19 protein-coding genes and 1 pseudogene are annotated in these 23,651 nt (G+C 61.6%); 6 read left to right on the top strand and 14 right to left on the bottom strand.

Features of this window, described 5'->3' with window-relative positions; all coding sequences use genetic code 11:
* Positions 1-146 precede the first annotated feature (146 nt).
* Positions 147-233, bottom strand: a pseudogene (locus tag H097_RS28795) (outer membrane lipoprotein carrier protein LolA); the annotation flags it as partial.
* A gap of 107 nt (positions 234-340) precedes the next feature.
* On the opposite strand from H097_RS28795, the gene H097_RS15900 reads away from it, so the two are divergent.
* Positions 341-1,456, top strand: coding sequence for a Gfo/Idh/MocA family oxidoreductase (locus H097_RS15900; RefSeq protein WP_032860917.1), 1,116 nt, complete (start codon positions 341-343; stop codon positions 1,454-1,456).
* A gap of 61 nt (positions 1,457-1,517) precedes the next feature.
* Here H097_RS15900 and H097_RS15905 read toward each other — a convergent pair whose 3' ends face one another.
* The 10 genes from H097_RS15905 to H097_RS15950 form a co-directional block, all read right to left on the bottom strand.
* On the bottom strand, positions 1,518-3,221 hold the full coding sequence (locus H097_RS15905) for an AMP-binding protein (protein WP_032860918.1): 1,704 nt from the start codon (positions 3,219-3,221) through the stop codon (positions 1,518-1,520).
* Between the two features lie 31 nt (positions 3,222-3,252).
* On the bottom strand, positions 3,253-4,551 hold the full coding sequence (locus tag H097_RS15910) for an acetyl-CoA C-acetyltransferase (protein WP_032860919.1): 1,299 nt from the start codon (positions 4,549-4,551) through the stop codon (positions 3,253-3,255).
* Positions 4,548-5,450 carry a MaoC/PaaZ C-terminal domain-containing protein gene (locus tag H097_RS15915; protein WP_032860922.1) on the bottom strand — a complete coding sequence of 301 codons (903 nt, stop codon included), beginning with the start codon at positions 5,448-5,450 and terminating at the stop codon, positions 4,548-4,550. The genes H097_RS15910 and H097_RS15915 overlap by 4 nt, the downstream gene beginning before the upstream one ends.
* A 2-nt stretch (positions 5,451-5,452) precedes the next feature.
* Entirely contained in the window at positions 5,453-6,796 is a 1,344-nt protein-coding gene (locus H097_RS15920) for a 3-oxoacyl-ACP reductase (protein ID WP_032860924.1), read from the bottom strand.
* An 82-nt stretch (positions 6,797-6,878) separates the two neighbouring features.
* A complete protein-coding gene (locus H097_RS15925) occupies positions 6,879-9,404 on the bottom strand; it encodes an acyl-CoA dehydrogenase (RefSeq protein WP_032860925.1) in 2,526 nt (841 codons plus the stop codon).
* A 292-nt stretch (positions 9,405-9,696) separates the two neighbouring features.
* Positions 9,697-11,142, bottom strand: a complete 1,446-nt coding sequence (locus tag H097_RS15930; protein WP_032860926.1) for an outer membrane protein transport protein — start codon at positions 11,140-11,142, stop codon at positions 9,697-9,699.
* A gap of 114 nt (positions 11,143-11,256) precedes the next feature.
* A complete protein-coding gene (gene praB, locus H097_RS15935) occupies positions 11,257-11,763 on the bottom strand; it encodes an alkane oxidation protein activator PraB (protein WP_032860928.1) in 507 nt (168 codons plus the stop codon).
* Positions 11,764-11,892: 129 nt separating this feature from the next.
* Positions 11,893-12,387 (bottom strand): alkane oxidation protein activator PraA, encoded by a 495-nt coding sequence (gene praA / locus H097_RS15940; protein WP_032860929.1) that lies wholly within the window; start codon positions 12,385-12,387, stop codon positions 11,893-11,895.
* Between the two features lie 146 nt (positions 12,388-12,533).
* A complete protein-coding gene (locus tag H097_RS15945) occupies positions 12,534-13,811 on the bottom strand; it encodes an alkane 1-monooxygenase (protein WP_032860931.1) in 1,278 nt (425 codons plus the stop codon).
* 326 nt (positions 13,812-14,137) lie between these two features.
* The gene (locus tag H097_RS15950) at positions 14,138-15,136 is read right to left on the bottom strand and encodes an alpha/beta hydrolase (RefSeq protein WP_032860932.1); all 999 of its coding nucleotides are present in this window, start codon (positions 15,134-15,136) and stop codon (positions 14,138-14,140) included.
* A gap of 301 nt (positions 15,137-15,437) precedes the next feature.
* Between H097_RS15950 and H097_RS15955 the strand changes: the two genes are divergently transcribed.
* The 3 genes from H097_RS15955 to H097_RS15965 are packed head-to-tail and all read left to right on the top strand — an operon-like array spanning position 15,438 to position 18,726.
* Complete coding sequence (locus tag H097_RS15955; protein WP_032860934.1) at positions 15,438-16,994, top strand: NAD(P)/FAD-dependent oxidoreductase; 1,557 nt, start codon at positions 15,438-15,440, stop codon at positions 16,992-16,994.
* Positions 16,991-17,887 (top strand): SDR family NAD(P)-dependent oxidoreductase, encoded by an 897-nt coding sequence (locus H097_RS15960; protein ID WP_032860935.1) that lies wholly within the window; start codon positions 16,991-16,993, stop codon positions 17,885-17,887. Before H097_RS15955 ends, H097_RS15960 begins: the two co-directional genes overlap by 4 nt.
* Positions 17,887-18,726 carry a metal-dependent hydrolase gene (locus H097_RS15965; protein WP_032860936.1) on the top strand — a complete coding sequence of 280 codons (840 nt, stop codon included), beginning with the start codon at positions 17,887-17,889 and terminating at the stop codon, positions 18,724-18,726. Before H097_RS15960 ends, H097_RS15965 begins: the two co-directional genes overlap by 1 nt.
* A 142-nt stretch (positions 18,727-18,868) precedes the next feature.
* Here the strand turns inward: H097_RS15965 and hemN are convergent, their stop codons facing one another.
* The 3 genes from hemN to H097_RS15980 form a co-directional block, all read right to left on the bottom strand.
* Positions 18,869-20,254 carry an oxygen-independent coproporphyrinogen III oxidase gene (gene hemN, locus H097_RS15970; RefSeq protein ID WP_032860938.1) on the bottom strand — a complete coding sequence of 462 codons (1,386 nt, stop codon included), beginning with the start codon at positions 20,252-20,254 and terminating at the stop codon, positions 18,869-18,871.
* The gene (locus H097_RS15975) at positions 20,241-21,566 is read right to left on the bottom strand and encodes a coproporphyrinogen III oxidase (RefSeq protein WP_032860939.1); all 1,326 of its coding nucleotides are present in this window, start codon (positions 21,564-21,566) and stop codon (positions 20,241-20,243) included. The genes hemN and H097_RS15975 overlap by 14 nt, the downstream gene beginning before the upstream one ends.
* Positions 21,567-21,648: 82 nt before the next feature.
* A complete protein-coding gene (locus tag H097_RS15980) occupies positions 21,649-22,092 on the bottom strand; it encodes a membrane protein (protein ID WP_032860940.1) in 444 nt (147 codons plus the stop codon).
* 328 nt (positions 22,093-22,420) lie between these two features.
* Between H097_RS15980 and H097_RS15985 the strand changes: the two genes are divergently transcribed.
* Both H097_RS15985 and H097_RS15990 read left to right on the top strand, forming a co-directional pair.
* Positions 22,421-23,026 carry an SCO family protein gene (locus H097_RS15985; RefSeq protein ID WP_032860942.1) on the top strand — a complete coding sequence of 202 codons (606 nt, stop codon included), beginning with the start codon at positions 22,421-22,423 and terminating at the stop codon, positions 23,024-23,026.
* Positions 23,026-23,496, top strand: a complete 471-nt coding sequence (locus tag H097_RS15990; protein WP_032860943.1) for a copper chaperone PCu(A)C — start codon at positions 23,026-23,028, stop codon at positions 23,494-23,496. The genes H097_RS15985 and H097_RS15990 overlap by 1 nt, the downstream gene beginning before the upstream one ends.
* Positions 23,497-23,651: the final 155 nt, after the last annotated feature.

The following is a 23,651-nucleotide window of genomic DNA, read 5'->3' on the forward strand; positions in this document are numbered from 1 at the left end:
AGCCCCTTGAGGAAGCAGGGGCCATCCTATCGGGCTTTCGAATCGTCTGACAATCGGCGCTACGTTATCTTTTGTTAACTGAAGGCCTTTTGCCTGCTGGCTGAATATAGCCGCATTCGCCGAAATGATGACTTCCTACATTCCTCTGTAGGAGCGAGCTTGCTCGCGAAAACCTTCAGGGCACCTCGGGGAACCTGATGCCCCGCGTCATCATTGACGACCTTCGCGAGCAAGCTCGCGCCTACAAGGCATCGATATTTTTATTCTAGATATTGATAGTTGAGAATTTTTATTCTATTAATTGCCCTCCTGAAAACAATAATCCACAAGGACCACCGCTATGCGAGCACTTGGAATCGGCCTGATCGGTACAGGCTTCATGGGCCGTGCCCACGCGCTGGCGTTCAATAACGCCCGTACGGTGTTTGAGTTACCGGTCAATGTGCAACTGGCGGCCCTGGCCGATGCCGACACCGAACGCGCCCAGCACTGCGCCAGCGCCTGGGGTTTTGCCCAGGCCCATGGCGACTGGCAACAGTTGATCGATGACCCGCAGGTGGACCTGGTGGCCATCACCACCCCCAACCACCTGCACTACCCCATGGCCATGGCCGCACTGGCGGCGGGCAAGGCGGTGTATTGCGAAAAGCCCCTGGCCGTGAGCCTGGAACAAGCTGACGCCATGCGCCGTGCCGCCCGCGCGGCCGGGGTGGTGACACGGGTCGGCTACAACTATCAGCACAACCCGATGATCGTCCTGGCACGGCAGATGATCGAGGCTGGCGAGTTGGGGCAGATCATCAGTTTCCAAGGCGAGTTCAGTGAAGACTTCATGGCCGACCCGACTTCGCCGTGGTCATGGCGCTGCGAAGTGGGACATGCCGGCGGCGCCCTGGCGGACTTGGGCAGTCATCTGCTGGCGATGGCGCGGTACCTGGTGGGCGATATCACTCACGTTTGCGCCGACAGCCAGACGGTACACGCCCAACGACCGGCCAGCCCTGGCAGTAGCCAAATGCGCCCGATCGAGATCGACGACCAGGTGCATGCCTTGCTGCGCTTTACCAACGGCGCGCGTGGGACCGTCAGCAGCAGTTGGCTAAAGCGTGGCTACAAGAACCATTTGAGTTTCGAAATCAGTGGCACCCGAGGCACGCTGGCCTTCGACCAGGAGCGTTTGAATGAACTGCGGGTATGCCGGGCTGGAGCAGACAGTTTCCAGCGTTTACTGGCCGGCCCCACCCTGCCCGGCTATGCCGCGTTCAGCCCGGCGGCGGGGCATCAGTTGGGGTACAACGAGTTGAAGACCCTGGAGGTGCAGGAGTTGATCATGGCGCTGGCCGGGCAAGGTGCAGAGGGCACTGATTTTGAAGCAGCCTGGGCAGTGGAGCGGCTGGCGACAGCCATTCGCATGGCTGCGCGGGAAGAGCGCTGGGTCAAGGTGAACGAGGTCTGAATAATATAGACAATCCTCTGTGGGAGCAGGCAAGCCAGCTCCTACATTAGATCGGGTCAGGTCAGCGTAGCGCCCGGCGCAGGACTTTGCCCACGGTGGTCTTGGGCAGTTCCTCGGTGCGAAACTCCACAAACTTGGGCACCTTGTAGCCCGTCAGGTACTCCCGGCAATGAGCCAGCAGTTGCTCCTGGGTCAGGTTCGGATCACGGCGCACCACCACAATCTTCACCTTCTCCCCGGTCACCCCGTCTTCCACACCAATCGCCGCCACTTCCGCCACGCCCGGGTGCAAGGCCACCACATCCTCGATCTCATTGGGGTACACGTTGAAGCCCGACACCAGGATCATGTCCTTCTTGCGGTCCACCAGGCGAATGAAACCCTGTGCATTCATCACCCCGATATCCCCGGTCGACAGCCAACCCTCGGCGTCCAGCACCTCGGCGGTTTCCTTGGGGCGTTTCCAGTAGCCCTGCATCACCTGCGGGCCGCGCACCTGCAATTCGCCCGGCTCGCCGATGTCAGCCACTGCACCGTCCTCGCGAATAAAGCGCACCCAGGTCGACGGCAATGGCACGCCGATGCTGCCGGTAAATTCCATGTCGCGCATGCGTGAGATATCGATGGGGCTGATGCTCACCACCGGCGAGCATTCCGTCAGGCCGTAGCCCTCGATGATCGGCAGGCCGGTGACTTCTTTCCAGCGCTTGGCCACCGCGGTGTGCGTGGCCATGCCGCCAGCGATCACCAGGCGCAGGTCGGAAAAATCCCGCGCACGGAACTCCGCGTTCTCCAGCAAGCCGTTGAACAGCGTATTGACCCCGGCGATCCCGTTGAAACGCTCCTTGCGCAGGATCATCTGCACGCGCTTCACGTCCCGAGGGTTGGCGATCAGGATGTTGCGCCCGCCCAGGCACATGAACATCAGGCAATTCACCGTCAGGGAAAAGATGTGATAGAGCGGCAACAGGGTGACGTTGGTTTCCTGCTGATTCTGGTCCAGTTGATCGCCGACCCACGCCTTGGCCTGCAACAGGTTGGCGATGATATTACGGTGACTGAGCATCACGCCCTTGGCATCGCCGGTGGTGCCTCCGGTGTATTGCAGGAACGCCAGTTCTTCACGCGCCAGCGGCACCGGCGTATGGGTCTGGCCACGCCCCTGCTTTAGCGCGGTGTTGAAGCGTACCGCGCCTGGCAGGTTGAACGCCGGCACCTGTTTCTGCACGCGGCGCAGGATGAAGTTCATCGCGGCGCCCTTGAAGGTGCCGAGCAGGTCGCCGATAGCGGCAATGACCACACGTTTGACTGTGCTGCCGGCCACGACTTTTTCCAGGGTGTGGGCGAAGTTTTCGAAGATCACCACGGTCTCGGCGCCACTGTCCTTGAGCAGGTGCTTGAGTTCGTGAGAGGTGTACAGCGGGTTGACGTTGACCACCACCGCGCCGGCGAGGAGGGTGCCCAGCAGGCAGATCGGGTACTGCAAACAGTTAGGCATCATCAACGCCACGCGGTCGCCCTTGCGCACACCCTGGGCCTGCAGCCAGGCGGCAAAGGCAATGCCCTGGGTTTGCCAGGCGGCGTAGGTCATTTCGGTGCCGATGCTGACGTAGGCCACACGGTCACGGTACTTGTGCAGATGCTCCAGGAAGACCTCGCGCAACGACGGGTAGTCCTCGATACCGGCCTCAATGTCCGTGGGCACCCCGGGCAGGTAGGTGTTCAACCAGATACGTTCGGTTTGTTCCTGGCTCACAGCGTTCATGGCAGTCTCCTTTGTTGTTGTTTTTGTACGGCTACTTTTCAACGATGGCGGTAATGCCCAAGCCACCGGCGGCACAGATGGAAATCAGCCCGCGCCCGCCACCGCGCTGGTGGATGGCCTTGGCCAGTGCTGCCAATTGTCGGCCCCCGGTGGCGGCAAATGGATGACCGCACCCAAGCGAGCCGCCGTTGACGTTCATCTTGGCTCGCTCGATTGGCCCCAGCGGCGCTTCCAGCCCCAGGCGCTCCCGGCAATAATCAGCGTCTTCCCAGGCCTTGAGGGTGCACAGCACCTGGGCGGCGAAGGCTTCATGGATCTCGAAAAAATCAAAATCGGCAAAACTCAGGCCTTCCCGCGCCAACATGCGGGGTACCGCATAGGCCGGGGCCATCAGCAAGCCTTCGCTGCCATCGACAAAATTCACCGCGGCGGTCTCACCGGTACGCAGGTAGGCCAACACCGGCAGGCCGCGTGCAGCGGCCCATTCCTCACTGGCCAGCAACACCACCGAAGCGCCGTCGGTCAGCGGCGTGGAGTTACCGGCCGTGAGGGTGCCGTTCTGCCGGTCGTAGGCCGGGGCCAGGCTGGCGAGCTTCTCCAGGCTGGCATCGGCGCGCAGGTTGTTGTCGCGGGCCAGGCCGCGATAGGGGCTGATCAGGTCGTCGAAAAAGCCGTTTTTATAGGCCGCGTCGAGGCGCTGGTGACTGTTGAGGGTCAACTCGTCCTGGGCCAGGCGCTTGATCTGCCAGCGCTTGGCCATTTCTTCGCAATGTTCGCCCATGGACAAGCCAGTACGCGGCTCGCCATTGCGCGGCAGCAGCGGCTTGAAAAACATCGACGGGCGCACCTGCAACAGGCTGCGCAATTTGTTGCCAGTACCCTTGGCGCGGTTAGCCGCCAGCAGCGTACGGCGCAGGGCTTCGTTGATGCCGATGGGCGCGTCGGAGGTGGTATCGGCGCCCCCGGCAACCCCCACGTCAATCTGGCCGAGGGCGATTTTATTGGCCACCAGCAACGCCGCCTCCAGGCCGGTGCCACAGGCTTGTTGCAGGTCGTAGGCCGGGGTCTCGGCAGACAAGGTGGTGGACAGCAGCGATTCGCGGGCCAGGTTGAAATCCCGCGAGTGCTTGATCACCGCGCCCGCAGCGAACTCGCCCAGGCGCAGGCCGTGGAGGTTGTAGCGGTCCACCAGGCCTTGCAGTGCGGCCACCAGCAAATCCTGGTTGCTGTCGTGGACGTACACCGTGTTGGAGCGGGCAAACGGAATGCGGTTGCCGCCGACAATCGCCACGCGGCGCGTCGGGGCGGGGCTGAAGCTGTAGTCACTCATGGACGACTCTCATCAAAACGTGGATGCCAGATAAACAGGCCACGCATATGGGGTTTGTCCCCGGCCGGGTTGCGCACCTCGAATGCACGGCGGGGGCCGTCTGCCGGGGCATTCCACAGGGCGACCTGACCGGGCAGGAAAATCGGCAACTTGAACTCGCAATGGGCCTCGGCCACGTCCAGCCCGCCTGGCGGTTGTTGGGCGGCCAAGGCGCGGCCCAAGGTCCACATGCCATGGGCGATGGCCCGACGAAAGCCGAACAGGCGCGCACCGATCAGCGAGGTGTGGATCGGATTGAAATCCCCCGATACCTTGGCAAAACGCCGCCCCAGATCCGCCGGCAGCACCCAGCGCTGAGTGCGCCGCAAGCCTTCTTCGGGCAACCCCAGGCTGTCGCCCCAAGGCTCGCCCACCGGGTTGGCGACATCCCGACGCAGGTACAGGCTCTCGCTTTGCCACACCAACTCACCGGCGCTATAGGCATGGGTGGCGATGCTCAAGGCCTGGCCCTTGGCATGGGCCACCCAACGTTCGGCAAACACTTCCAGGCGCAGGGCCTGGCCCTCCTGCAGGCGTCGATGCTGACGAATGCAATTGGCCAGATGCACCATGCCGCTGGCCGGGTAGGGAAAGCTCGGGCGTGTCAGCAGCATCAAGTGCAAGGGGAACGCCAGCACATGGGGATAGGACAACGGCACCCCTTGCTCACGCCGAAAGCCACAGGCCCGGCCATAGGCGGCAATATCATTGGCGATCAACTCCACCGCCGAGCGCACCAGGCGCGCCTTGGGCAAGGTTGGCGCGCCCTCGAGCTTGGGCTTGCGCAGTGCCAACAGGCCATCCAGCAGCAGGCGATTGCGCGACGGAGGCGGGTCGATGATCTGTGTCACGTAGTCCATGCTCAGGCTCCCAACAGGCTTTGGCCGCATACCCGCACCACTTGGCCGTTGACCCCGCCCGAGGCCGGGTGCGCCAGCCAGGCGATGGTTTCGGCGACGTCGATGGGTTGCCCGCCCTGGGACAGGGAGTTCATGCGCCGCCCCGCCTCGCGAATCATCAGCGGGATTTTTGCGGTCATCTGGGTCTCGATAAACCCCGGCGCCACGGCGTTGACCGTGACCTGCCGCGCCGCCGCCACGGGTGCCAGGCCCTGCACCAGGCCAATCACCCCGGCCTTGGACGTGGCGTAGTTGCTCTGCCCCAGGTTGCCGGCGATCCCGGAAATCGACGACACACAGACAATCCGCCCACCCGCATTGAGCCCCTGCCCTTGCAGCAAGGCGTCGCTCAGTTGCAACGGCGCCTGGAGGTTGACCGCCAGCACACTGCGCCAGGCGGCTTCGGTCATCTTGGCAATGGTCTTGTCGCGGGTGATCCCGGCGTTATGCACCACCACATCAAATGCGCCGTGCTCGGCCACATAGGCCTGCAACTGCTGCACCGCATCGGCGGCGGTGATATCCAGCGCCCAGGCATGGCCGCCGACACTGCTGGCCGCCTGCTCCAGGGATGACAATGCTTGCGGCACATCCACGCACACCACCTGTGCGCCATCACGGGCAAGGACCTGGGCGATGGCCAGGCCGATACCGCGGGAGGCGCCGGTGACCAGGGCACGGCGGCCGCTGAAGGGTTTGCCCCAGTCGATACTGGGCGCGCCGTCCACCGATTTTTCCAGGCGCACCACCTGCCCCGAGACATAGGCCGAACGCCGCGACAGGAAAAACCGCAGACTGCTTTCCAGGTCCTGCTCGGCACCCGGCGCGACATAGATCAACTGCACGGTGATCGCCCGGCGCAACTCCTTGGCCAGGGACCGTACCAAACCCTCCAGGGCGCGCTGGGCGATGGCCTGGGGCAAATCCTGACAGTGCTCGGGCGCGGTGCCCAGTACCACCACCCGTGCGTGTTGCCCCAGGCGCCGGGCATTGGCGTGGAAGAATTCGTAGAGTTCGTCCAGTTGCTTGAGGTCGACCACGGCGCTGGCATCGAACACTGCGCCCTGGACCTTGACCGTGGACGGTGCCTTGAGCGTGGCGGCCTGGGCCGGCACGGTGTCGGTAGCCTTGAAGATGCGCCGCACCTCGTCCGCCAGGCGCCCTGCCCCGGCGATGATCACCGGGTTGGCCAGGCCTTGCTGGCCGCTGCGGTGGCGTTGCAGGGGCAAGGGTTGTGGCAAGCCAATGGTCTGGGCCAGGCGACGGCCCCAGGAAGAATTAACAAAAGAGAGGTAGCTGTCGCTCATAAATCGATCCGTTTTCCTGACCTGCAAACCCAATCTCCTGTAGGAGCTGGCAAGCCAGCTCCTACATCGAGCGCGTTGGTCTTTAGTTCACCGTGGCGTTTTCACGCTTTCTGGTGCTGGGCTTGGCCGCTTGCTCCAAGGTTTGCTGGCGCTTTTGCAACGCCTCCAGCAAGCCAAAGTCCTGAGGGAAGTCATCCACCTGGATGCCGTGGTCGGCGTACTCCACATAGCGCGCCAGCAAGGTGTCTTCCTCGCTGGTGATCAAATCCAGGGCCCGGGCCTTGATGCGCCAGGCGGTAAAGGCCGTGGCGCTGATTGGCATCGGATCGAGAGTGCCTTGCTTGACCGCCGCCTTGAGCCGTCCTTCGATCAGCTCTACCTGCGGCAACAAGCGGAACGCCAATTCGCCATAGGCCAGCTTGTCGACTTCCGGGCGTGGAATGTAGGAATTGGCCAGCAAACGGTCACGGCTTTCGCCCGGGGTCTGCACCAGTTCCGCGACCTGGGCCAGCAAGCGATCCGACGGTTTGCGCTGGGGAATGCCGAACGGGAAGCTCAAGCCGCGAATCACCGCCGCAGCAGGCTTCGAGGGGTAGTTGTCGAGCACTTCGGCCAGCGCCTCATGGGCCCGCAACAGTGCATCCTGGGCCGACCAGTGGACCAGCGGCAGGTCCGCCTGGGGCCGGCCATCGTCCTCGAAACGCTTGAGCACGCAGGACAGAATGTAGAGCTGGGACAGGATATCGCCCAGGCGCCCGGTGATGCTTTCCTTGCGCTTGAGCGCCCCGCCCAGCACGCCCATGGAAATATCGGAAATCAACGCCAACACCACCGACAGCCGATTGGCCTGGCGATAGTAGGATGCCAGCGCCGGATCGGTTTTGGCCGGCACGGCAATCAGCCGCCCGCCTGTCAGCGAATGCACCGCCGCACGTACGGTATTGGCCAATACAAAGCTCAGGTGACCGAACATCGCACTGTCGAACGCCAGCAACGCCTTGCGCGGGTCGGTGTTGCGCGCCGCTTCCATCTCGCGCAATACATAGGGGTGGCAACGGATCAGGCCCTGGCCATAGATGATCAGGCAACGGGTCATGATGTTCGCGCCTTCCACCGTGATCGCGATGGGGCTTTGTTGATAGGCACGGGCCAGGAAGTTATTGGGGCCCATGCAGATGCCCTTGCCGGCGACGATGTCCATGCCATCGTTGACGATGATCCGCGCACGCTCAGTGACGTGGTATTTGGCAATCGCCGAAATCACCGAAGGTTTTTCGCCGGCATCCAACGACGCCACCGACACCTTGCGCACCGCGTCGCAGGCATACAGGTGCCCGGCCATGCGCGCCAGGGGCGCCTGCACGCCTTCGAACTTGCCAATCGGCAGGCCGAACTGCTTGCGCATCGCCGCATAGGCCGTGGTACCGCGCACCGCCACCTTGCCCAGGCCAACGTTGGCCGACGGCAGGGAAATCGCCCGCCCGGCCGCCAGGCATTCCATCAACATGCGCCAACCATTACCGACTTGCTCACGGCCGCCGATCACCCACTCCAGGGGGATAAACACGTCCTTGCCCGTGGTCGGACCGTTCTGGAACACCGCATTGAGGGGCCAGTGACGGCGGCCACTGTTCACCCCGGGATGGGATGTGGGAATCAACGCGCAGGTGATACCCAGCGAACCGGGCTGGCCCAGCAGCCCGTCCGGGTCTTCGGCGCGAAAGGCCAGGCCCAGCACCGTGGCGATGGGGCCGAGGGTGATGTAACGCTTGTCCCAGGTCACGCTGAAGCCCAGTACTTCCTGGCCTTCATGCATGCCCTTGCAGACGATGCCCAGGTCAGGAATGGCGCCAGCGTCGGAGCCGGCATAGGGGCTGGTCAGGGCAAAGCATGGGATATCTTCACCACGGGCCAGGCGCGGCAGGTAGTAATTGCGCTGGGCATCGGTGCCGTAATGCAGCAACAGCTCGGCGGGGCCCAGGGAGTTGGGGACCATCACCGAAATCGCCGCCGCCGAGCAACGGGTCGACAGCTTCATCACCACCTGCGAATGGGCGTAGTGGGAGAAGCCCTTGCCGCCGTATTGCTTGGGAATAATCATGCCGAGAAAACCGGAGTCCTTGGTGTACTGCCAGCCTTCAGGCGACAGATCCTGCCAGACCTGGGTGGTTTCCCAGTCGTTGGCCATGTCGCAAAGGGTTTCCACTTCGTTGTCGAGGAACGCCTGCTCTTCGGCGCTCAAGCGTGCCGGAGCGGCTTGCAGCAGGCGCTGCCAGTTGGGTTTGCCGCTGAACAGCTCGGCGTCCCACCACACGGTGCCGGACTCGATAGCGGCGCGCTCAGTGTCGGACATGGCCGGCATGATCGTACGAAACAGACCCAGGGCCTTGCTGGTCAGCAGCGCACGGCGCACAGGCTTGATGCTCAGCAGCAGCGCCGGCAATACCACCAGCAGCGCCGCAACGCTCAGGCCAAACCCTGCGACCCCATTGAACAGATAGCCACCGGCCAACCAGACCAGGCCAGCCCCCAGCCACAAAGTGGCTGCCGCTTGTCGATACGCCAGGGCGATTGCCGCAGCGAGTCCTGCCAATAACCAGATAACCATGGAGATACCTCTACTTGTTCAGGGCGCGGCACGCCTATCAGCAGGTCGGTATGGCCTGCGACTGATCACCACACTACAAACTTGAATGATTAAATTCAAATTTTGTTTTGAAATTTTTATTTAATCATTTCGCGAAAAAATTCGCGGCCGAACGCGTCAGCCGAAATGCTAATAAGGGAAGGAAATCACAAGGGGTCGCGTGGGCGACCCACCGGTGCAGCACCCGGTAAACGCAGTAGAACGATGCGCCGACTACGCGTTTACGCTGGGACTACGCAGATACAACGACAGATCAGAAAGCGTAGGTAGCCGACAGGCTGACCACTTCGCCCTTGGCCTCGGACTTGCCATCGAGCGATGCCGCGCCAAGACGATCAACGTTCTTGGTCTTGAGCTTGACGGTTTCCACAAACTGGCGGGAATACGCGCCGTCGATGCTCAGGCCAGGAATGGCGCGGATGTTGTAGCCAAAGCCCAGGGAGGCGAAGGTGCGATCACCATCCGGGATACGTGGGTCACGGGTGGAGTTGCGGGTTGGGGTCTGGTCGAAGGCCACACCGGCGCGCACGGTAAAGTCATCCGTGAGCTTGTAGTCGCCACCGAACGAATACATCCAGGTGTTCTTGTACTTGTACGGGATCGACACGATGGTGCTGCCATTGGACTTCAAGGTCAGCGCCTCGAAGGATGACCATTGGGTCCAGGTCACGCTGGCGCCCAGGGTCAGGCGGTCAGAGAAGTCGTGCACCCAGTCCAGGGACGCGTTGGCAGGAATATCCAGTTGCGTGGAGGCATTGGCACCGCCCGGATACAGCTTGAGGCCAGGGTAAGCCAGCTCCACCAGGGTTTTACCGTCGACCACAGGAATGGTCATCAGCCCTTCCGAGGTCGGATCGGCGTACATGTTGTACTTGCCCTCCAGCTTGTTCTTGATCTTGGCGTGGTAGTTCAAGCCCAGGGTGTCTTGCGCCGTGGGTTTCCAGGTCATCCCTGCAAACCAGCCCAGAGAGTTGTTGTCGACCTTGACGCGCATCAAGGCGAAGCCCTGGCCAGCGGGGAACGGAATCATCCCGAAGTCCGGCGATTGCGCAGCAGCGGCATACAGGTCGACGTTCTGGCTCACAAAGCCTTTGGTGTGCTGAAGAATCGCACCGCCACCGATGGAAAACTCATCATTGACCTTGAACGACAGGGAGCCGGTCAGGCCAACGGTTTCAATGCGGGTATCCACCGCGAAGTCGCGGCCTTTCCAATCCTCATCCCAAGTTGTACGGGCGCCCATAGGCACCACCTGGCTCAAACCAAAGGCAAAACGATCGTTGATCGGAATCACCATAAAGCCGGTAGGCACCCATGCTTCGAACCCGCCCTGGCCGCCGTTACCGGTGCGCGGGGTCGACGAGACAAGTTCCCCAGTCGCAGGATCCATGACGGTGTTGGACGTCGGATTGCCAGCGTAGTCATACGCCGAGCCTTTGTATTTGATATCGATATTCGCGTAGTTGAGGGTGAACTGCGAAATGGTTTTATCAATGAAAGCCATTGCAGCCGGGTTGTTGTAGGCCGCTGATGGATCGTTCTTGAACATTGAACCGCCACCAAATGCCCGGCCCCAGCCAGCAGTATTCGCAGTTGGCGTCATGAAGCCACCCGCCTGAACGGTTCCTGCCGAGGCGATCAGCCCGCCCAACAATGCCAGGCCTAATAACGCCTGGGCCTGCTGTTTCTTGTTATTCATGCGCCACTCCTTATTATTTTTATTCATCACAACCGGTACAACCGAGCCGCTTTGCCTCAACAGGTGCCTCTAACGAGGCACCTGCTTCTCTCAGGGGTGATCAGCCCTTTGCTCTTATTGCAACTTCAGGGTTGGGGCCTTGACGTTCAGCGACCTGACGAAGCAGTTACCGGACAGCGATTGGCTGCCAGTGGTCGACAGGGTTTTGGTTGCTTCGTCCCACACTACGTTGAGTGGGCCTGGGCCGCAGTTGGACGCTGGGAAGGTGATGGTCCAGCCCACACCAGTCACGGTGCCAGTACCGGTTTGGGTACCCGGGTCAAAGGTGTTTGCAGTCAGTACCCAACCTGGGGAAGGAATGTTCTTCAACGTTGGCAGGCTGCAGAGCACGTTGCCCGAAAGCTGCGCCGAAGTAATGGTGGCCACCCCGCCGGAAACGTTCCCACCGAAGGTCACATTGCAAGTGATATCGCCAGGTGCAGAAGGCGTTTTCACCACGAGAGTGCCCGAGTTAGTGGTAAATGGGCCATCAGGCGTGATCGATGCCGCACTGGCAATCGAAGCCGCACCAAAGCACAGAGCAAACGAACTTACACAAACGAGGGTTTTGAAACTTTTCATTATTTTTCCTCACATGTATGGCGAGTCATTTCGCCGGGGTAATGGCCATGATCGAGAGGTCACGGAGAAACAGCAGAACTTCCCTTTCCAGCCAAATTTCAATTCATTTACCGCTACAAATTCGGGGGTTTACTCGACGACTTTGAACGTCGGCGGCATCTTGATCGACACGGTCTTGATCGTGCAGTCTTCGCCAATCGGCACATTGGCCGCTTCCAATTTGCCGGTGGCGTTATCCCAGGTGCCTTCGGCGGTGGATGGGCCGCACTTGCCGCCCAGGCCAAAGGCGTGCACGTCGACGCTGATCTTCGACATGGAGCCGCTCTTGGTGTCCTTGGCCACGAGGATCCACGGCAAGTTGATGGCTTCGACGCGACTGCACTTGAGGCCACCGTCGAACTCGACCTTGTCGACATTGACGTGCGAGCCATCGGCCGCGACTTTGCCGGCCACCTTGATGATGCAGTCGGCGCTGATCAGCGCGCCCTTGGAAAAGCTGATGGGGCCCTGGGCAGTAAAGGCACTGCCGGCGGGTTCGATACGCGCGGCCTGGGCCTGGTGATAGGCAATAAGACCCAGTGCTGCGAGCAGGATATGAGCAGTGAACTTGGCAGGCGTTTGCATGGTGTACGTCCTTCCCTTGATTTTATTTTTGTCAGGGTCAAACAACTTTCTTGCAACTAAGCAGCACTCGAAACCGGCAAACCGTGGGCGATGAAAACCTGCGCGATACACAGATCCCGAGTGCGCCCTACAACGGTTAAATCACATTAGAAGGTGCTGGTATTACCGTACTTCTCCAGTATCTTCAGGCGTTTGGATGGCTGGATATTGGCCAGGGTGACATCCCCCGAATAGTGCCGCAGTACCCGATGATCCATGCGCCGGCGCCACAAGTAAGGGATGTAGGCCCAGACAATCATGCTGGCGTAGCCATACGGCAGTTGTGGCGATTCATCAAAGTGACGCAGCGACTGATAACTGCGGGTCGGGTTGGCGTGATGATCGGAGTGACGCTGCAACTGGAACAGGAAGATATTGGTGACAATACGGTTACTGTTCCACGAATGGCGCGGCGAACACCGCTCATAGCGACCATTGGGCAACTTCTGGCGTTTAAGCCCGTAGTGCTCGACATAGTTCACCACTTCCAGCAACGAGAAGCCGTAGATACCCTGGATCAACAGGAATGGAATCACCGCCACACCCAGCCAGGCAATCATTGCACCCCACAGCACCACGCTGTACATCCAGGCGCTGAGCACGCCGTTCTTCCAGTGCCAGGCCGGCAGGCCGAGCTTGCGCAGGCGTTCGCGTTCCAGGTTCCAGGCCGAGCGCGCACTGAACCACACCGAGCGCGGCAGGAAGGCCCAGAAGCTCTCCCCCAGCCTGGAGCTGGCCGGATCTTCCGGGGTAGCGACGCGTACGTGATGGCCACGGTTGTGTTCGGTATAGAAGTGCCCGTAGAAGGTCGGCGCCAGGGTGATCTTCGCCAGCACGATCTCCAGCAGGCGCGGCTTGTGCCCCAGTTCATGGGCGGTGTTGATCGCGATCCCGGTGGCGGCGCCGGTGGACATGGCCATACCCAGGTAGGTGAACCAACTGACCTCGCCGTGCAGTTGCACCCGGGCAGTCAGGAAGCTGGCGGTTTGCGCCATCCAGCCCGAAGGGTCCAGGGACGCCGTGAGTTGCAACAACCCGCCGCTGATCATCCAGTCAATGCCGCTGACGGCCATCCAACCGGTCATCACCAGGGAGGAAATCACCAGCAGCACCCCGGTGTAGACAATCCAGCGATAGTACTTCTGCGATTCAAGGCCGCTGACCGCAGATTCCGGCGGGTTGCTGACGTCTTCGCCAAGCAGGCCGTCGATCAGCGGGATCAGGCCGAAAATCACCAGCACACCCACCCACCACAGTTCTTGTACACCGGTGGTGATGGCCAGGGCACCGGACAGCAGCGGGGTTGCCAACGGCATGATGCCGAGCCACCACAGGTGGCGCTTGCCATCGGTCCAGACGTGCGGGGCAGCCAGGGTCTGATTCATGGCAACCTCCGGGCGCACTGCGCGGCAGGGAGTGGGAGCGAAGCAACAGGGGCAGAAAACAGGTTCAGGCAGCAGTGAAAGCCACTTGAAATCAACCATGCGATAAAAGGCGTTTTTTTCATTATTTTATTCGCTCTTAGGCATTTCAAAAATCATTTCAAAATAAATATTGAAATATTTTTTTAAATAAATAGCGCGGAACCGTTAGGTCGTCAACTACTTTTTCGAGGCCTTTTCGACGTGACCGGGCAGTCTCTTTTTCATCCATTCGGTCAGGTGTCTAGGGCAAGCGTTACCGCGTCTCGACCACGCCGCGGGGTTCATGATTATTTACTCGCCAGTGCAAATGGCGGGTGCAGGACAGTGGCGCTTTCCACCGGCTGGCGGCGTTTGGCAACCTGTTGGACCAGTGCGGCCACCCGCTCTGTCGCGGTGATCGGCAGCATATGGCCGCGCCCCTCGACCAACTGCAGCTTCAGCCCCGGCACCTTGTCCGCCAGGGCCTGGCCGTGCTTTCGAAAGTCCAGCACCTTGTCCCGTGAGCCATAGATCAGGCCGATGGGCAGGCGCAACTGCGGGTAGCGCTTGACCATCTCCGGCAGGTACTCGTTGACCAGGCCGATCTCAGTGGAGGCGGCATAGAAGTTGTCGGGGCGCATGCCCAGCATCCCGCCGCCACGGGTGGCGAAGTCGGCCGGTGCCGGGTCGGGAGCGAACACGCCCTTGACCACCGCACCGCTGGTGAGCATGCCGATGGGTATGGTCAGCGTGCGCGACACCCAGCGCCGCAGCCAGGCCGGGCGCACGGCCAGTGACAAAAAGACCAGGGGAAGCATGCGCTGGGGATGGGTCAATGGCGCCACCAGCACCAGCCCGGACACAGCGTGGGGATGGTCCAGGGCCAGGGCCAGGGAAATCGCCCCGCCCAGGGAGTGCCCCAGCACCAAGGGCTGGCCCAGGTCCAGGGTCTGGATAAAGGTCGCCACTTGCCGGGCCTGGCTTTGCAGGTCGGCGCCGGTGCCTTTATGCCGGGTGGAATAGCCTGAACCGGGGCGGTCCAGGGTGATCACCCGAAAGTGCTCGCGCAATTGCGCAGACAAGGCATACGTCAGGTTGCGACTGCTGCCCATCAGGCCGTGGATCATCACCAGCGGCGGGCCCTTGCCCTCGTCTACATAATGAAAGCGCTCGCCATCCACCTCCAGAAAGCGCCCGTTGCTTGGAACAGCCGCTTCGATACGACGCGTCATCCAGGCACTCAAGCCCCACAACGCCGCACTTGCGCCGATAAACACACCCGCAGCGACAACCCATTCGACAGCCATAGCTCGGTCCTCTGCTTCCCTGCTGCTGGCGATCCGACCGGTATTGGTCAAGACCTCAGCCATCGTCCACACCCTGGACTTCAACTACGTGCGCAAAAGGTTCGTCCGTCGGACAAATCGCACATAAAGGACAAGGCTCTAGCGTAGGCGATATTTTCAGGTAGATTATTTAAAATCTTTTTTAAAATAATAAATACAATTTTTCTTTGCAATGGTGTTCTATCTAAAAGCCAAAAACAAAAACAGGAGCACATCCGATGTCAAAACCCGTCAGGCGCCCACAGCCCACGAGGGACACCCTATGAATGCCTCTACCCGCCCGAGCGGCCCGGCAGATTGCGTAGACATCGCCATCATTGGCTCAGGCTTTGCCGGCCTGTGCATGGCGATCAAACTCAAGCAAGCCGGGCTCGACGACTTCTTCATCGCCGAACAGGCCGATTCCCTGGGCGGCACCTGGCGCGACAACCACTACCCGGGCTGCGCCTGTGATGTGCAATCCCACGTCTATTCGTTTTCGTTTGCGCCCAACCCGGACTGGACCCGACAGTTCGCCCCCCAGGCGGAAATCCGCGCCTACCTGGAGCAATGTGCGCAACGCTTTGAATTGGCGCCGTACCTGCGCTTTGGCATGGGTCTTACACGGGCGGTGTTCGATGAGCAACTGCAACGCTGGCAGTTGCAGTTCAGCAATGGCCGCCACGTCAGTGCACGGGTGCTGGTGTCGGGGATGGGCGGTCTGTCACGTCCGGCGCTGCCGGATATTGCGGGGCTGGACAGTTTCAAGGGCAAGCGCTTTCACTCCCAGCAGTGGGACCACGACTATTCATTGAAAGGCAAGCGCGTGGCGGTGATTGGCACCGGCGCCAGTGCCATCCAGTTCGTGCCGCAGATCGCCCCGCAGGTGGCGCACCTGGACCTGTTCCAGCGCACCCCGCCGTGGATCATGCCCAAGCCGGACCGGCCCATTTCACGTGTTGAGCGCTGGGCTTTCAAGCACCTGCCGTTCACCCAGCGCCTGGTGCGCGGGGCCTTCTACTGGGCCCTGGAAGGTCGAGTCGTAGGGTTTGCGCTGCACCCGCGGCTGATGAAAATGGTGCAGAAAATCGCCCTGCGTCATTTGCACAAACAAGTGGCACGCCCTTCCCTGCGCAAGGTGCTGCGGCCGGACTACACCATCGGCTGCAAGCGCGTGCTGATCTCCAATGACTACTACCCGGCGCTGTCACGCAGCAATGTCGAGGTGGTTACCGAGCATGTGCTGCGGATCGAAGCCGACGGCGTCATCACCGCCGATGGTATCAAGCACCCGGCTGACTGCCTGATCTTCGGCACCGGGTTCCAGGCCGCCGATCCCCTGCCCCGCGACTGCATCATCGGGCGCGACGGCGTGGACCTGATGGACACCTGGCGCGATGGCGCCCATGCGTACAAGGGCACCACCGTGCCGGGCTATCCAAACCTGTTCCTGATCGTCGGGCCCAACACCGGGCTGGGCCACAACTCGATGATTCTGATGATCGAGGCGCAAGTCACCTACATCCTCGACGCCCTGCAACAGATGCGCCGCCAGCAAATTGCCACGGTGGACGTCAAGTCAGCGGTGGAAAGCGCCTACAACCTGCACATCCAGGAAAAACTCCAGCGCACCATCTGGAACACCGGCGGCTGTCGCAGTTGGTACCTCGACCCGCGCACCGGCAAAAACACCACGTTGTGGCCCGGTTCGACCTGGCGCTTCAAACAGGTCACCCGCCAGTTCGCCTTGCGCGATTATCACGTCACGCCGTTGGTTAGCGGCACCGCACTGCATCCCCTCGCGCAGCCCCACTCCACCGCAGAAGGAAGCCTGTCATGAAGTCATTCAATGGCCGTGTGGCGGCCATCACCGGGGCCGCGTCAGGCATGGGTCGCTCCTTGGCCCTGGCCCTGGCGCGCGAGGGGTGTCACCTGGCGCTGGCAGACAAGAACCAGGCCGGTTTGCAAGAAACCGTGGAGCTGATCCAGCGCGGCACCCTGGCACCGGTCCGCGTGACCTCCCGGGAGGTGGATGTGTCCGACCGCCAGGCCATGGAGGACTGGGCAGCCAATTGTGCGGCGGAGCACGGCCAGGTCAACCTGATCTTCAACAATGCCGGGGTGGCCTTGTCGAGTACCGTGGAAGGTGTGGACTACGCCGATCTTGAGTGGATCGTCGGCATCAACTTCTGGGGCGTGGTCTACGGCACCAAGGCCTTTCTGCCCTACCTCAAGGCCAGCGGCGACGGGCATGTGGTCAACACCTCCAGCGTGTTCGGCCTGTTCGCCCAACCCGGCATGAGCGGCTACAACGCCACCAAGTTCGCGGTGCGCGGCTTCACCGAATCCTTGCGCCAGGAGTTGGATTTGCAACGCAGCGGGGTCTCGGCCACCTGCGTGCATCCTGGCGGGATCCGTACCGATATCTGCCGCAGCAGCCGGATCGACGCGAACATGACCGGGTTCCTGATCCACAGCGAACAACAGGCCCGCGCCGACTTCGAGAAGCTGTTTATCACTGACGCCGACCAAGCCGCCAAGGTGATCCTGCAAGCCGTGCGCAAGAACAAGCGCCGCGTGCTGATTGGCCGCGATGCCTACGCCCTGGACTTGCTCGCACGCTTTCTGCCGGCGGCCTACCAGGCGCTGGTGGTCTTTGCCAGCCGGCGCATGGCACCGAAAAAGCGCAAGGCCCCGGCGCCCACCCCCATCACTGAACAGGAGTCGCCATAATGCTGCCCATTCGCCGCGACCTGCATTTTGCCCTGCCCGCCGAGCGCATCAAGGACTGGCACGAGCAAGGTCCCTTTATCACGCATTTTTTCAATGCCCTGTCGCTGCTGTTTCCCCAGGGTGAACTGTTCTTCATGGACAGCGTGCGCCACTATCGCCAGCGCATCGACGACCCGGTATTAAAGAAGGAAATCCAGGGATTTATCGGCCAGGAAGCCATGCACAGCCGTGAACATGTGGCCTATAACGATCTGCTGCAAGCCGCCGGGCTGCCGGCCCATCTGCTCGACCGTCGGTTGAAATTCATCCTCGACCTGCAAAAGAAGCACTTGCCGCCGTCCTTCAACCTGGCGGTGACCATTGCCCTGGAGCACTACACCGCGATGCTCGCGGAAATCCTGCTCAGCGATCCCACGCGCTTTGGGGATTCGCTCAAGGGCTACCAGCAGATGTGGTATTGGCACGCGCTTGAGGAAACGGAACACAAGGCCGTGGCCTTCGATGTGTGGAACCGCGTAATCAAGCCAGGGCCCAGGCGCTATTTGCTGCGCACCGGGACCATGCTGTTTACCACGGTGTTTTTCTGGCTGGTGGTGTTTGATTTCCACCTGCGCCTGCTGTTCGCCGACCGCCGCGCGGGTGGGCATCTGAAGGGGTTTTGGCGGATGCTGAAGTTTCTCTACGGCACCAGGGGCGTATTCCCGCGCATGGCCCGGCCGTGGCTGCATTACTTCAAGCCGGGGTTTCATCCATGGGATCACGACAACCGCGCGCGGCTGGAAGGGATCGATAAGCTGGTCGAAGAGATAGAGCGCACCAACGCAGTTGCCGGGGCCTGATCTTATAGGTTTGGCCAAATACCGCTGTAGGAGCGAGCTTGCTCGCGAAGGTCGTCAACGATAACGCGGGTTGCCTGGGTAAACGCGTTGTCGTTAAGTTTTTCGCGAGCAAGCTCGCTCCTACAGTTGGTATTAGCACGGGTCAGACCGTGCGGGAAAACTGGCCCTTCTGCTGCCCGCCCAAGTACGCATCAAACGCCATCGCCACGCTGCGCACCATCAATTGCCCCTGGGGCAGCAGTTGCACGGCATCGTCCTGGATATGCAGCAAACCATCCGCCACTTGCTCATCGAGGCGCGACAGGGCCTGAGCGAAGTACTCGGTAAACTGGATCGCGTGCCCCGCCTCGACCCCGGCAAAGTCAATACGCCCGTGGCACATCAGGCCGTTGATCACGTCGCGACGCAGCACGTCATCCGCGTTCAGGCGGTAGCCGCGCTGCACCGGCAACAAGCCGGCGTCGATACGTGCGTAGTACTGGGACAACTCCTTGACGCTCTGGCTGTAGCTGTCGCCCACCTTGCCGATGGCCGAGACACCGAGCCCGATCAGGTCGCAATCGGCATGGGTCGAGTAGCCCTGGAAATTACGCTGCAAGGTGCCATTGGCCCGGGCCAGGGCCAGTTCATCGTCGGGCAAGGCAAAGTGATCCATGCCGATATACACATAACCGGCCTCGGTCAGCCGGCGAATGGTCAACTCCAGCAATTCCAGCTTGCGCTCCGGCGGTGGCATGTCTTCGGGGCGAATCATGCGCTGGGCACGGATTTGTGTCGGCAGGTGCGCGTAGCTGTAGGCCGCCACGCGGTCGGGACGCAAGGCAATCAGCTTGCCCAGGGTCACGTCGAAACTGGCCACGGTCTGCAACGGCAGGCCATAGATCAGATCTACGCTGATCGACTTGAACCGCGCCTCACGCGCCGCCGAGACCAGTTGCACGATCTGCTCTTCGCTCTGCACACGGTTGACTGCCGCCTGCACATCCGCATCAAAGTCCTGCACGCCAAAACTCAGGCGATTGAAACCCAGCCCGCGCAAGTTGTGGATCCGCTCGACACTGATGGTGCGCGGGTCCACTTCAATGGAAAACTCATGGCGATCACTGGTATCCAGGCTGAACCCTTGGGCCAGGCAGTCCATCAACTCGGCCAGTTGCCCATCGTCCAGGTAGGTCGGCGTACCGCCCCCCAAGTGCAACTGGGTCAGCGGCCGCGCGCGGTCGAACAGCGCCGCCTGCATCTGGATTTCACGCTTGAGGTAGCTCAGGTACTCCACCGCGCGGTGGGTCTTGCGCGTGATGATCTTGTGGCAGCCGCAGTAGTAGCAAAGGCTCTGGCAGAACGGGACGTGGATGTACACCGACAACGCCTTGGGCGCCACCGCGTGGTTGCTGGTCGCGACCGCCTGCTGGTAGTCATCCAGGGCAAAGGCTGAGTGAAACTGCGGCGCAGTCGGGTACGAGGTGTAGCGCGGCCCCGGGCGGTCGTATTTCTGCACCAGGGCCCGGTTGAACTCAAACGCTTTCATGGTCGATGGTCTCATCGTTGGAGCAAGGAGGGACAGCACTGGCGGCCCGGTCAAACAGCGCGCAGAGGGCTTCGACCCGGTGCCGGCCAGCCGGCAGCACACAGAGGAAACGCTCGGACAAGTCGATCAGACCGTCCTGGTGCAGATGCTCCAGCAGCGGCCAGATCGCCGAGAAATAGCGGGGAAAAATCACCCCATAGCGGCGCTCCAGGGCCTGGATATCCAGCTCCAGGTCACAGGCCAGGCGCTCCATGACATGCTGGCGGATCTGGTCGCCCGCCTCGCAGCGCCAGCCGCGGGCGGTGGGCAACAGGTCGCTGTCCAACTGCTGGCGATAGCGCGCCAGGTCGTCGGTGTTTTGCGCATACAGGGTGTCAAGTTGGCTGATGGCGCCCAGGCCAAAGCCGATATGGTCGCAGTAGCCGTGACGGGTAAACCCTTGGCAATTGCGACTCAGGTGCCCGCGCTCCTGGGCCAGTGCCAGGTCATCGTCGGGGCGTACGAACTGGCCCAGGCCAATGTAGTGATAACCGGCGGCTTCCAGGCGCTGGAAGGCGATGCGGCGCATGCCACATTTGTCGACATTCGACGACAGCGCACGCCGTGGCTGCTGCTGGTAGCGCCGTGGGGCCTGGGCATAGTCGAACACTTGCAGGCGGTCCGGCTCCAGGGCGATCAGGCTGGCCAGCTTGGCTTCAAAGCTGTCGCAGGTCTGCCAGGCGTGCCCATAGCCCAGGTCGACATTCACCGAGCGAAAGCCGAAGGTGCGCGCCGCATCGATCAGCGACTGGATCGGCGCCGGGTCCTGATAGCCGGCCACCGATGGCGTGACCTCGGCATTGGCATCCGGCACGCCGATGTTGATGTGGTTGAACCCCATCTCGCGCAGCAGGCCCATGGTCGCCCAGTCGGTATGCAGTGGGTCGAGATCGAGGCTGTAGTCACCCTGGTCGTGCTCAAGAAAGTGCAGGCGACTGCGCAGGTGCGCCATCAAGCGTTGTAGGTCGGCAATCGCCGGTGTGGCGCCGCCCAGATGGAATTGATCCACCGGTTGCCGACCGCCCACATGGCAACCGACCAGGTGGATCTCCTGCTCCAGCGCGCCCAGGTAATCATCGGCCACCAGGCCGGCCGGCCATTGCAGGTTCAGCGCCAGGGGCCGTTGCCGCTGGCGGCTGCTGCGCAAGGCGCGCAGCAGGTCGAGGGAGCCGATGCCCGAGTGAAATCTGCCGATATCCACCTGACCCTGGTCCAGCACGCTTTGGTCACGGCGCAGGCGCCACTCGCGGGCGGGATGAATGACAGTGAGCATGACGGCCTCCGGGTCTGGCTACGGTGGGTCATTGTGCGGTGCGACCGGACAGCGCACCTTGATATGCATCAAGCGCCGGCGATTACCAGGTGATGTAGAACATGCCCTTGGCCAGCAACACAATGGCGACCATATGGCAGAACAGGCTCAGATGGACAAAGCGCAGATAGGCCGCGCTGACCTGCCCACGGCGCATCAACCCCACCGTCAGCAAAAAATGCATCAGCACACTGGCGGCCAGGATCAGCTTGAGGGTCAGCAGCGCACCGAATGCCGAACTCGACGGCGCGGCCAGCACCGGCAGGTAGCGCAGCCAGACCATGCCGATGCCGGCGCCGAACAGCACCAGCAGCACCCACGGCATCAAGGCCCTGGCCCGGCGGCCGATGCCTTGCTCCACCAGCAACATGACGCGGGCCGGCAGTTGCTTGTGCACACTGGCAAGGATCAACACTTCAAAGAACACCGTGCCGATGAAAATCAGCGCTGCGAACAGATGGGCCAGCAGGAACAAAAGATAGAGCATCAGAGCCTCACGGTGGCCGGTCCTTGTACCGTGACTGTGCCCTACAGCGAGCAAGCGCTGCCTTGATGCGGGTCAAGGGCCCTGATAATCGTTGATACATTTGCCCCAAGCCTTGTGCCACGGGCCTTTGCCGATGTCTGCGACAGTGTGCCACAGACGCAATTACCCCCTTGGCTGGTAAGGTGGCCACCGCCCCTGTGGCAGAACGTCGCAGATTATCAAGCGCGATCAAGGTCGGTAGACTACCCAACCTTCCTGTTCACCGCTTTTCAAAGCCTGACTGACCTGTTATGCGCAGCCGTCAGGCGCTTCACGGGACGCCCCTTTCATGAGTACGTTATTCACCCGTCGCAAGGTCCTTACCGGTATGGGCCTGCTGGGCCTGGGCCTGTTGAGCGGCTGCGACACCGGCCCCAAGCTGAACTTCAAGTACGGCAAGGACCTTAGCAACAAGATCATGGGCCGCACGTTCAAGCTCAAGAACACCGCTGGCGAAACCGTGACCCTGACCTCGTTCCGCGGCCTGATGCCGGTGGTGTTCTTCGGTTTCACCCAGTGCCCGGCTGTGTGCCCTACCACCCTGGCACGCATGGCCCAGGCCAAGAAACTGATGGGCCGCGACGGCGAAATCATGCAGGTGATCTTCATCACCCTGGACCCGGAACGCGACACGCCCCAGGTGCTCGACGCCTACGTCAAGGCCTTCGACCCCAGCTTCGAAGCACTCTACGGCACCCCGGAAGAAATCGCCGTGGCCGCCAAGGAGTTCGGGATCTTTTATGAAAAGATCCCCGCCGGCGACACCTATACCCTGTCTCACACCGCCACCAGCTTTGTATTCGACACCCGCAGCAACCTGCGCCTGGGCCTGTCGGCATCGCTTAACGCCAAAGAGTGCGCAGAAGACCTGCTCACCGTCATGGAGGTCTGCTAATGACTGCTGTCCAAACCCTCAAGCGCATCGCCCTCGGTCTTTCCCTGCTGGGCCTCGCCGCCCACGCCAGCGCCCAGGTCCAGATCAGCGACGCCTGGGCCCGCGCCACTGTGCCGGGCCAGCATTCGAGCGGGGCGTTCATGACCCTGACCGCCGACAGCGACAGCAAGTTGCTCAGCGTCAAGTCGCCGGTGGCCAAGGATGTGCAGATTCATGAGATGAGCATGAAGGACGACGTCATGCGCATGGGCCCGGTGGACTCCGTGGCACTGCCGGCCGGCCAGGCGGTGAAGCTCGATCCCGAGGGTTATCACGTGATGCTCATGGGCCTGACGGGCCAGATCAAGGAAGGCGACCAGGTGCCGCTGACCCTGACCGTGGAAAATGCCAAGGGCGAGAAGCAGGACATTCAGGTCCAGGCCCCTGCCCGCAGCCTGGGCAGCGCTGACGGCGAGCACATGCACCACTGATCCGCAGGGGCGCCCAAGATCAAAAGCAGAGCAAAAGCGCGGAGCTGCATCCCCCTGTGGGAGCTGGCTTGCCTGTGATGGCGTCAATAAGGCCGCCGCCGGGTGCCAGGTATTCATCCGTCATCGTTAGCGACCATCGCAGGCAAGCCAGCTCC

Source organism: Pseudomonas sp. FH4 (assembly GCF_000510915.2).
GTDB classification, from domain to species: domain Bacteria; phylum Pseudomonadota; class Gammaproteobacteria; order Pseudomonadales; family Pseudomonadaceae; genus Aquipseudomonas; species Aquipseudomonas brenneri.

Coding starts and splice junctions, on each gene's coding strand:
- H097_RS15965 (WP_032860936.1), top strand. CDS start 17,887: ATGCTGCCCATTCGCCGCGACCTGCATTTTGCCCTGCCCGCCGAGCGC.
- praA (WP_032860929.1), bottom strand. CDS start 12,387: ATGCAAACGCCTGCCAAGTTCACTGCTCATATCCTGCTCGCAGCACTG.
- H097_RS15915 (WP_032860922.1), bottom strand. CDS start 5,450: ATGGACTACGTGACACAGATCATCGACCCGCCTCCGTCGCGCAATCGC.
- hemN (WP_032860938.1), bottom strand. CDS start 20,254: ATGAAAGCGTTTGAGTTCAACCGGGCCCTGGTGCAGAAATACGACCGC.
- H097_RS15910 (WP_032860919.1), bottom strand. CDS start 4,551: ATGAGTGACTACAGCTTCAGCCCCGCCCCGACGCGCCGCGTGGCGATT.
- H097_RS15900 (WP_032860917.1), top strand. CDS start 341: ATGCGAGCACTTGGAATCGGCCTGATCGGTACAGGCTTCATGGGCCGT.
- H097_RS15930 (WP_032860926.1), bottom strand. CDS start 11,142: ATGAATAACAAGAAACAGCAGGCCCAGGCGTTATTAGGCCTGGCATTG.
- H097_RS15950 (WP_032860932.1), bottom strand. CDS start 15,136: ATGGCTGTCGAATGGGTTGTCGCTGCGGGTGTGTTTATCGGCGCAAGT.
- H097_RS15905 (WP_032860918.1), bottom strand. CDS start 3,221: ATGAACGCTGTGAGCCAGGAACAAACCGAACGTATCTGGTTGAACACC.
- H097_RS15980 (WP_032860940.1), bottom strand. CDS start 22,092: ATGCTCTATCTTTTGTTCCTGCTGGCCCATCTGTTCGCAGCGCTGATT.
- H097_RS15925 (WP_032860925.1), bottom strand. CDS start 9,404: ATGGTTATCTGGTTATTGGCAGGACTCGCTGCGGCAATCGCCCTGGCG.
- H097_RS15945 (WP_032860931.1), bottom strand. CDS start 13,811: ATGAATCAGACCCTGGCTGCCCCGCACGTCTGGACCGATGGCAAGCGC.
- H097_RS15955 (WP_032860934.1), top strand. CDS start 15,438: ATGAATGCCTCTACCCGCCCGAGCGGCCCGGCAGATTGCGTAGACATC.
- praB (WP_032860928.1), bottom strand. CDS start 11,763: ATGAAAAGTTTCAAAACCCTCGTTTGTGTAAGTTCGTTTGCTCTGTGC.
- H097_RS15985 (WP_032860942.1), top strand. CDS start 22,421: ATGAGTACGTTATTCACCCGTCGCAAGGTCCTTACCGGTATGGGCCTG.
- H097_RS15920 (WP_032860924.1), bottom strand. CDS start 6,796: ATGAGCGACAGCTACCTCTCTTTTGTTAATTCTTCCTGGGGCCGTCGC.
- H097_RS15960 (WP_032860935.1), top strand. CDS start 16,991: ATGAAGTCATTCAATGGCCGTGTGGCGGCCATCACCGGGGCCGCGTCA.
- H097_RS15990 (WP_032860943.1), top strand. CDS start 23,026: ATGACTGCTGTCCAAACCCTCAAGCGCATCGCCCTCGGTCTTTCCCTG.
- H097_RS15975 (WP_032860939.1), bottom strand. CDS start 21,566: ATGCTCACTGTCATTCATCCCGCCCGCGAGTGGCGCCTGCGCCGTGAC.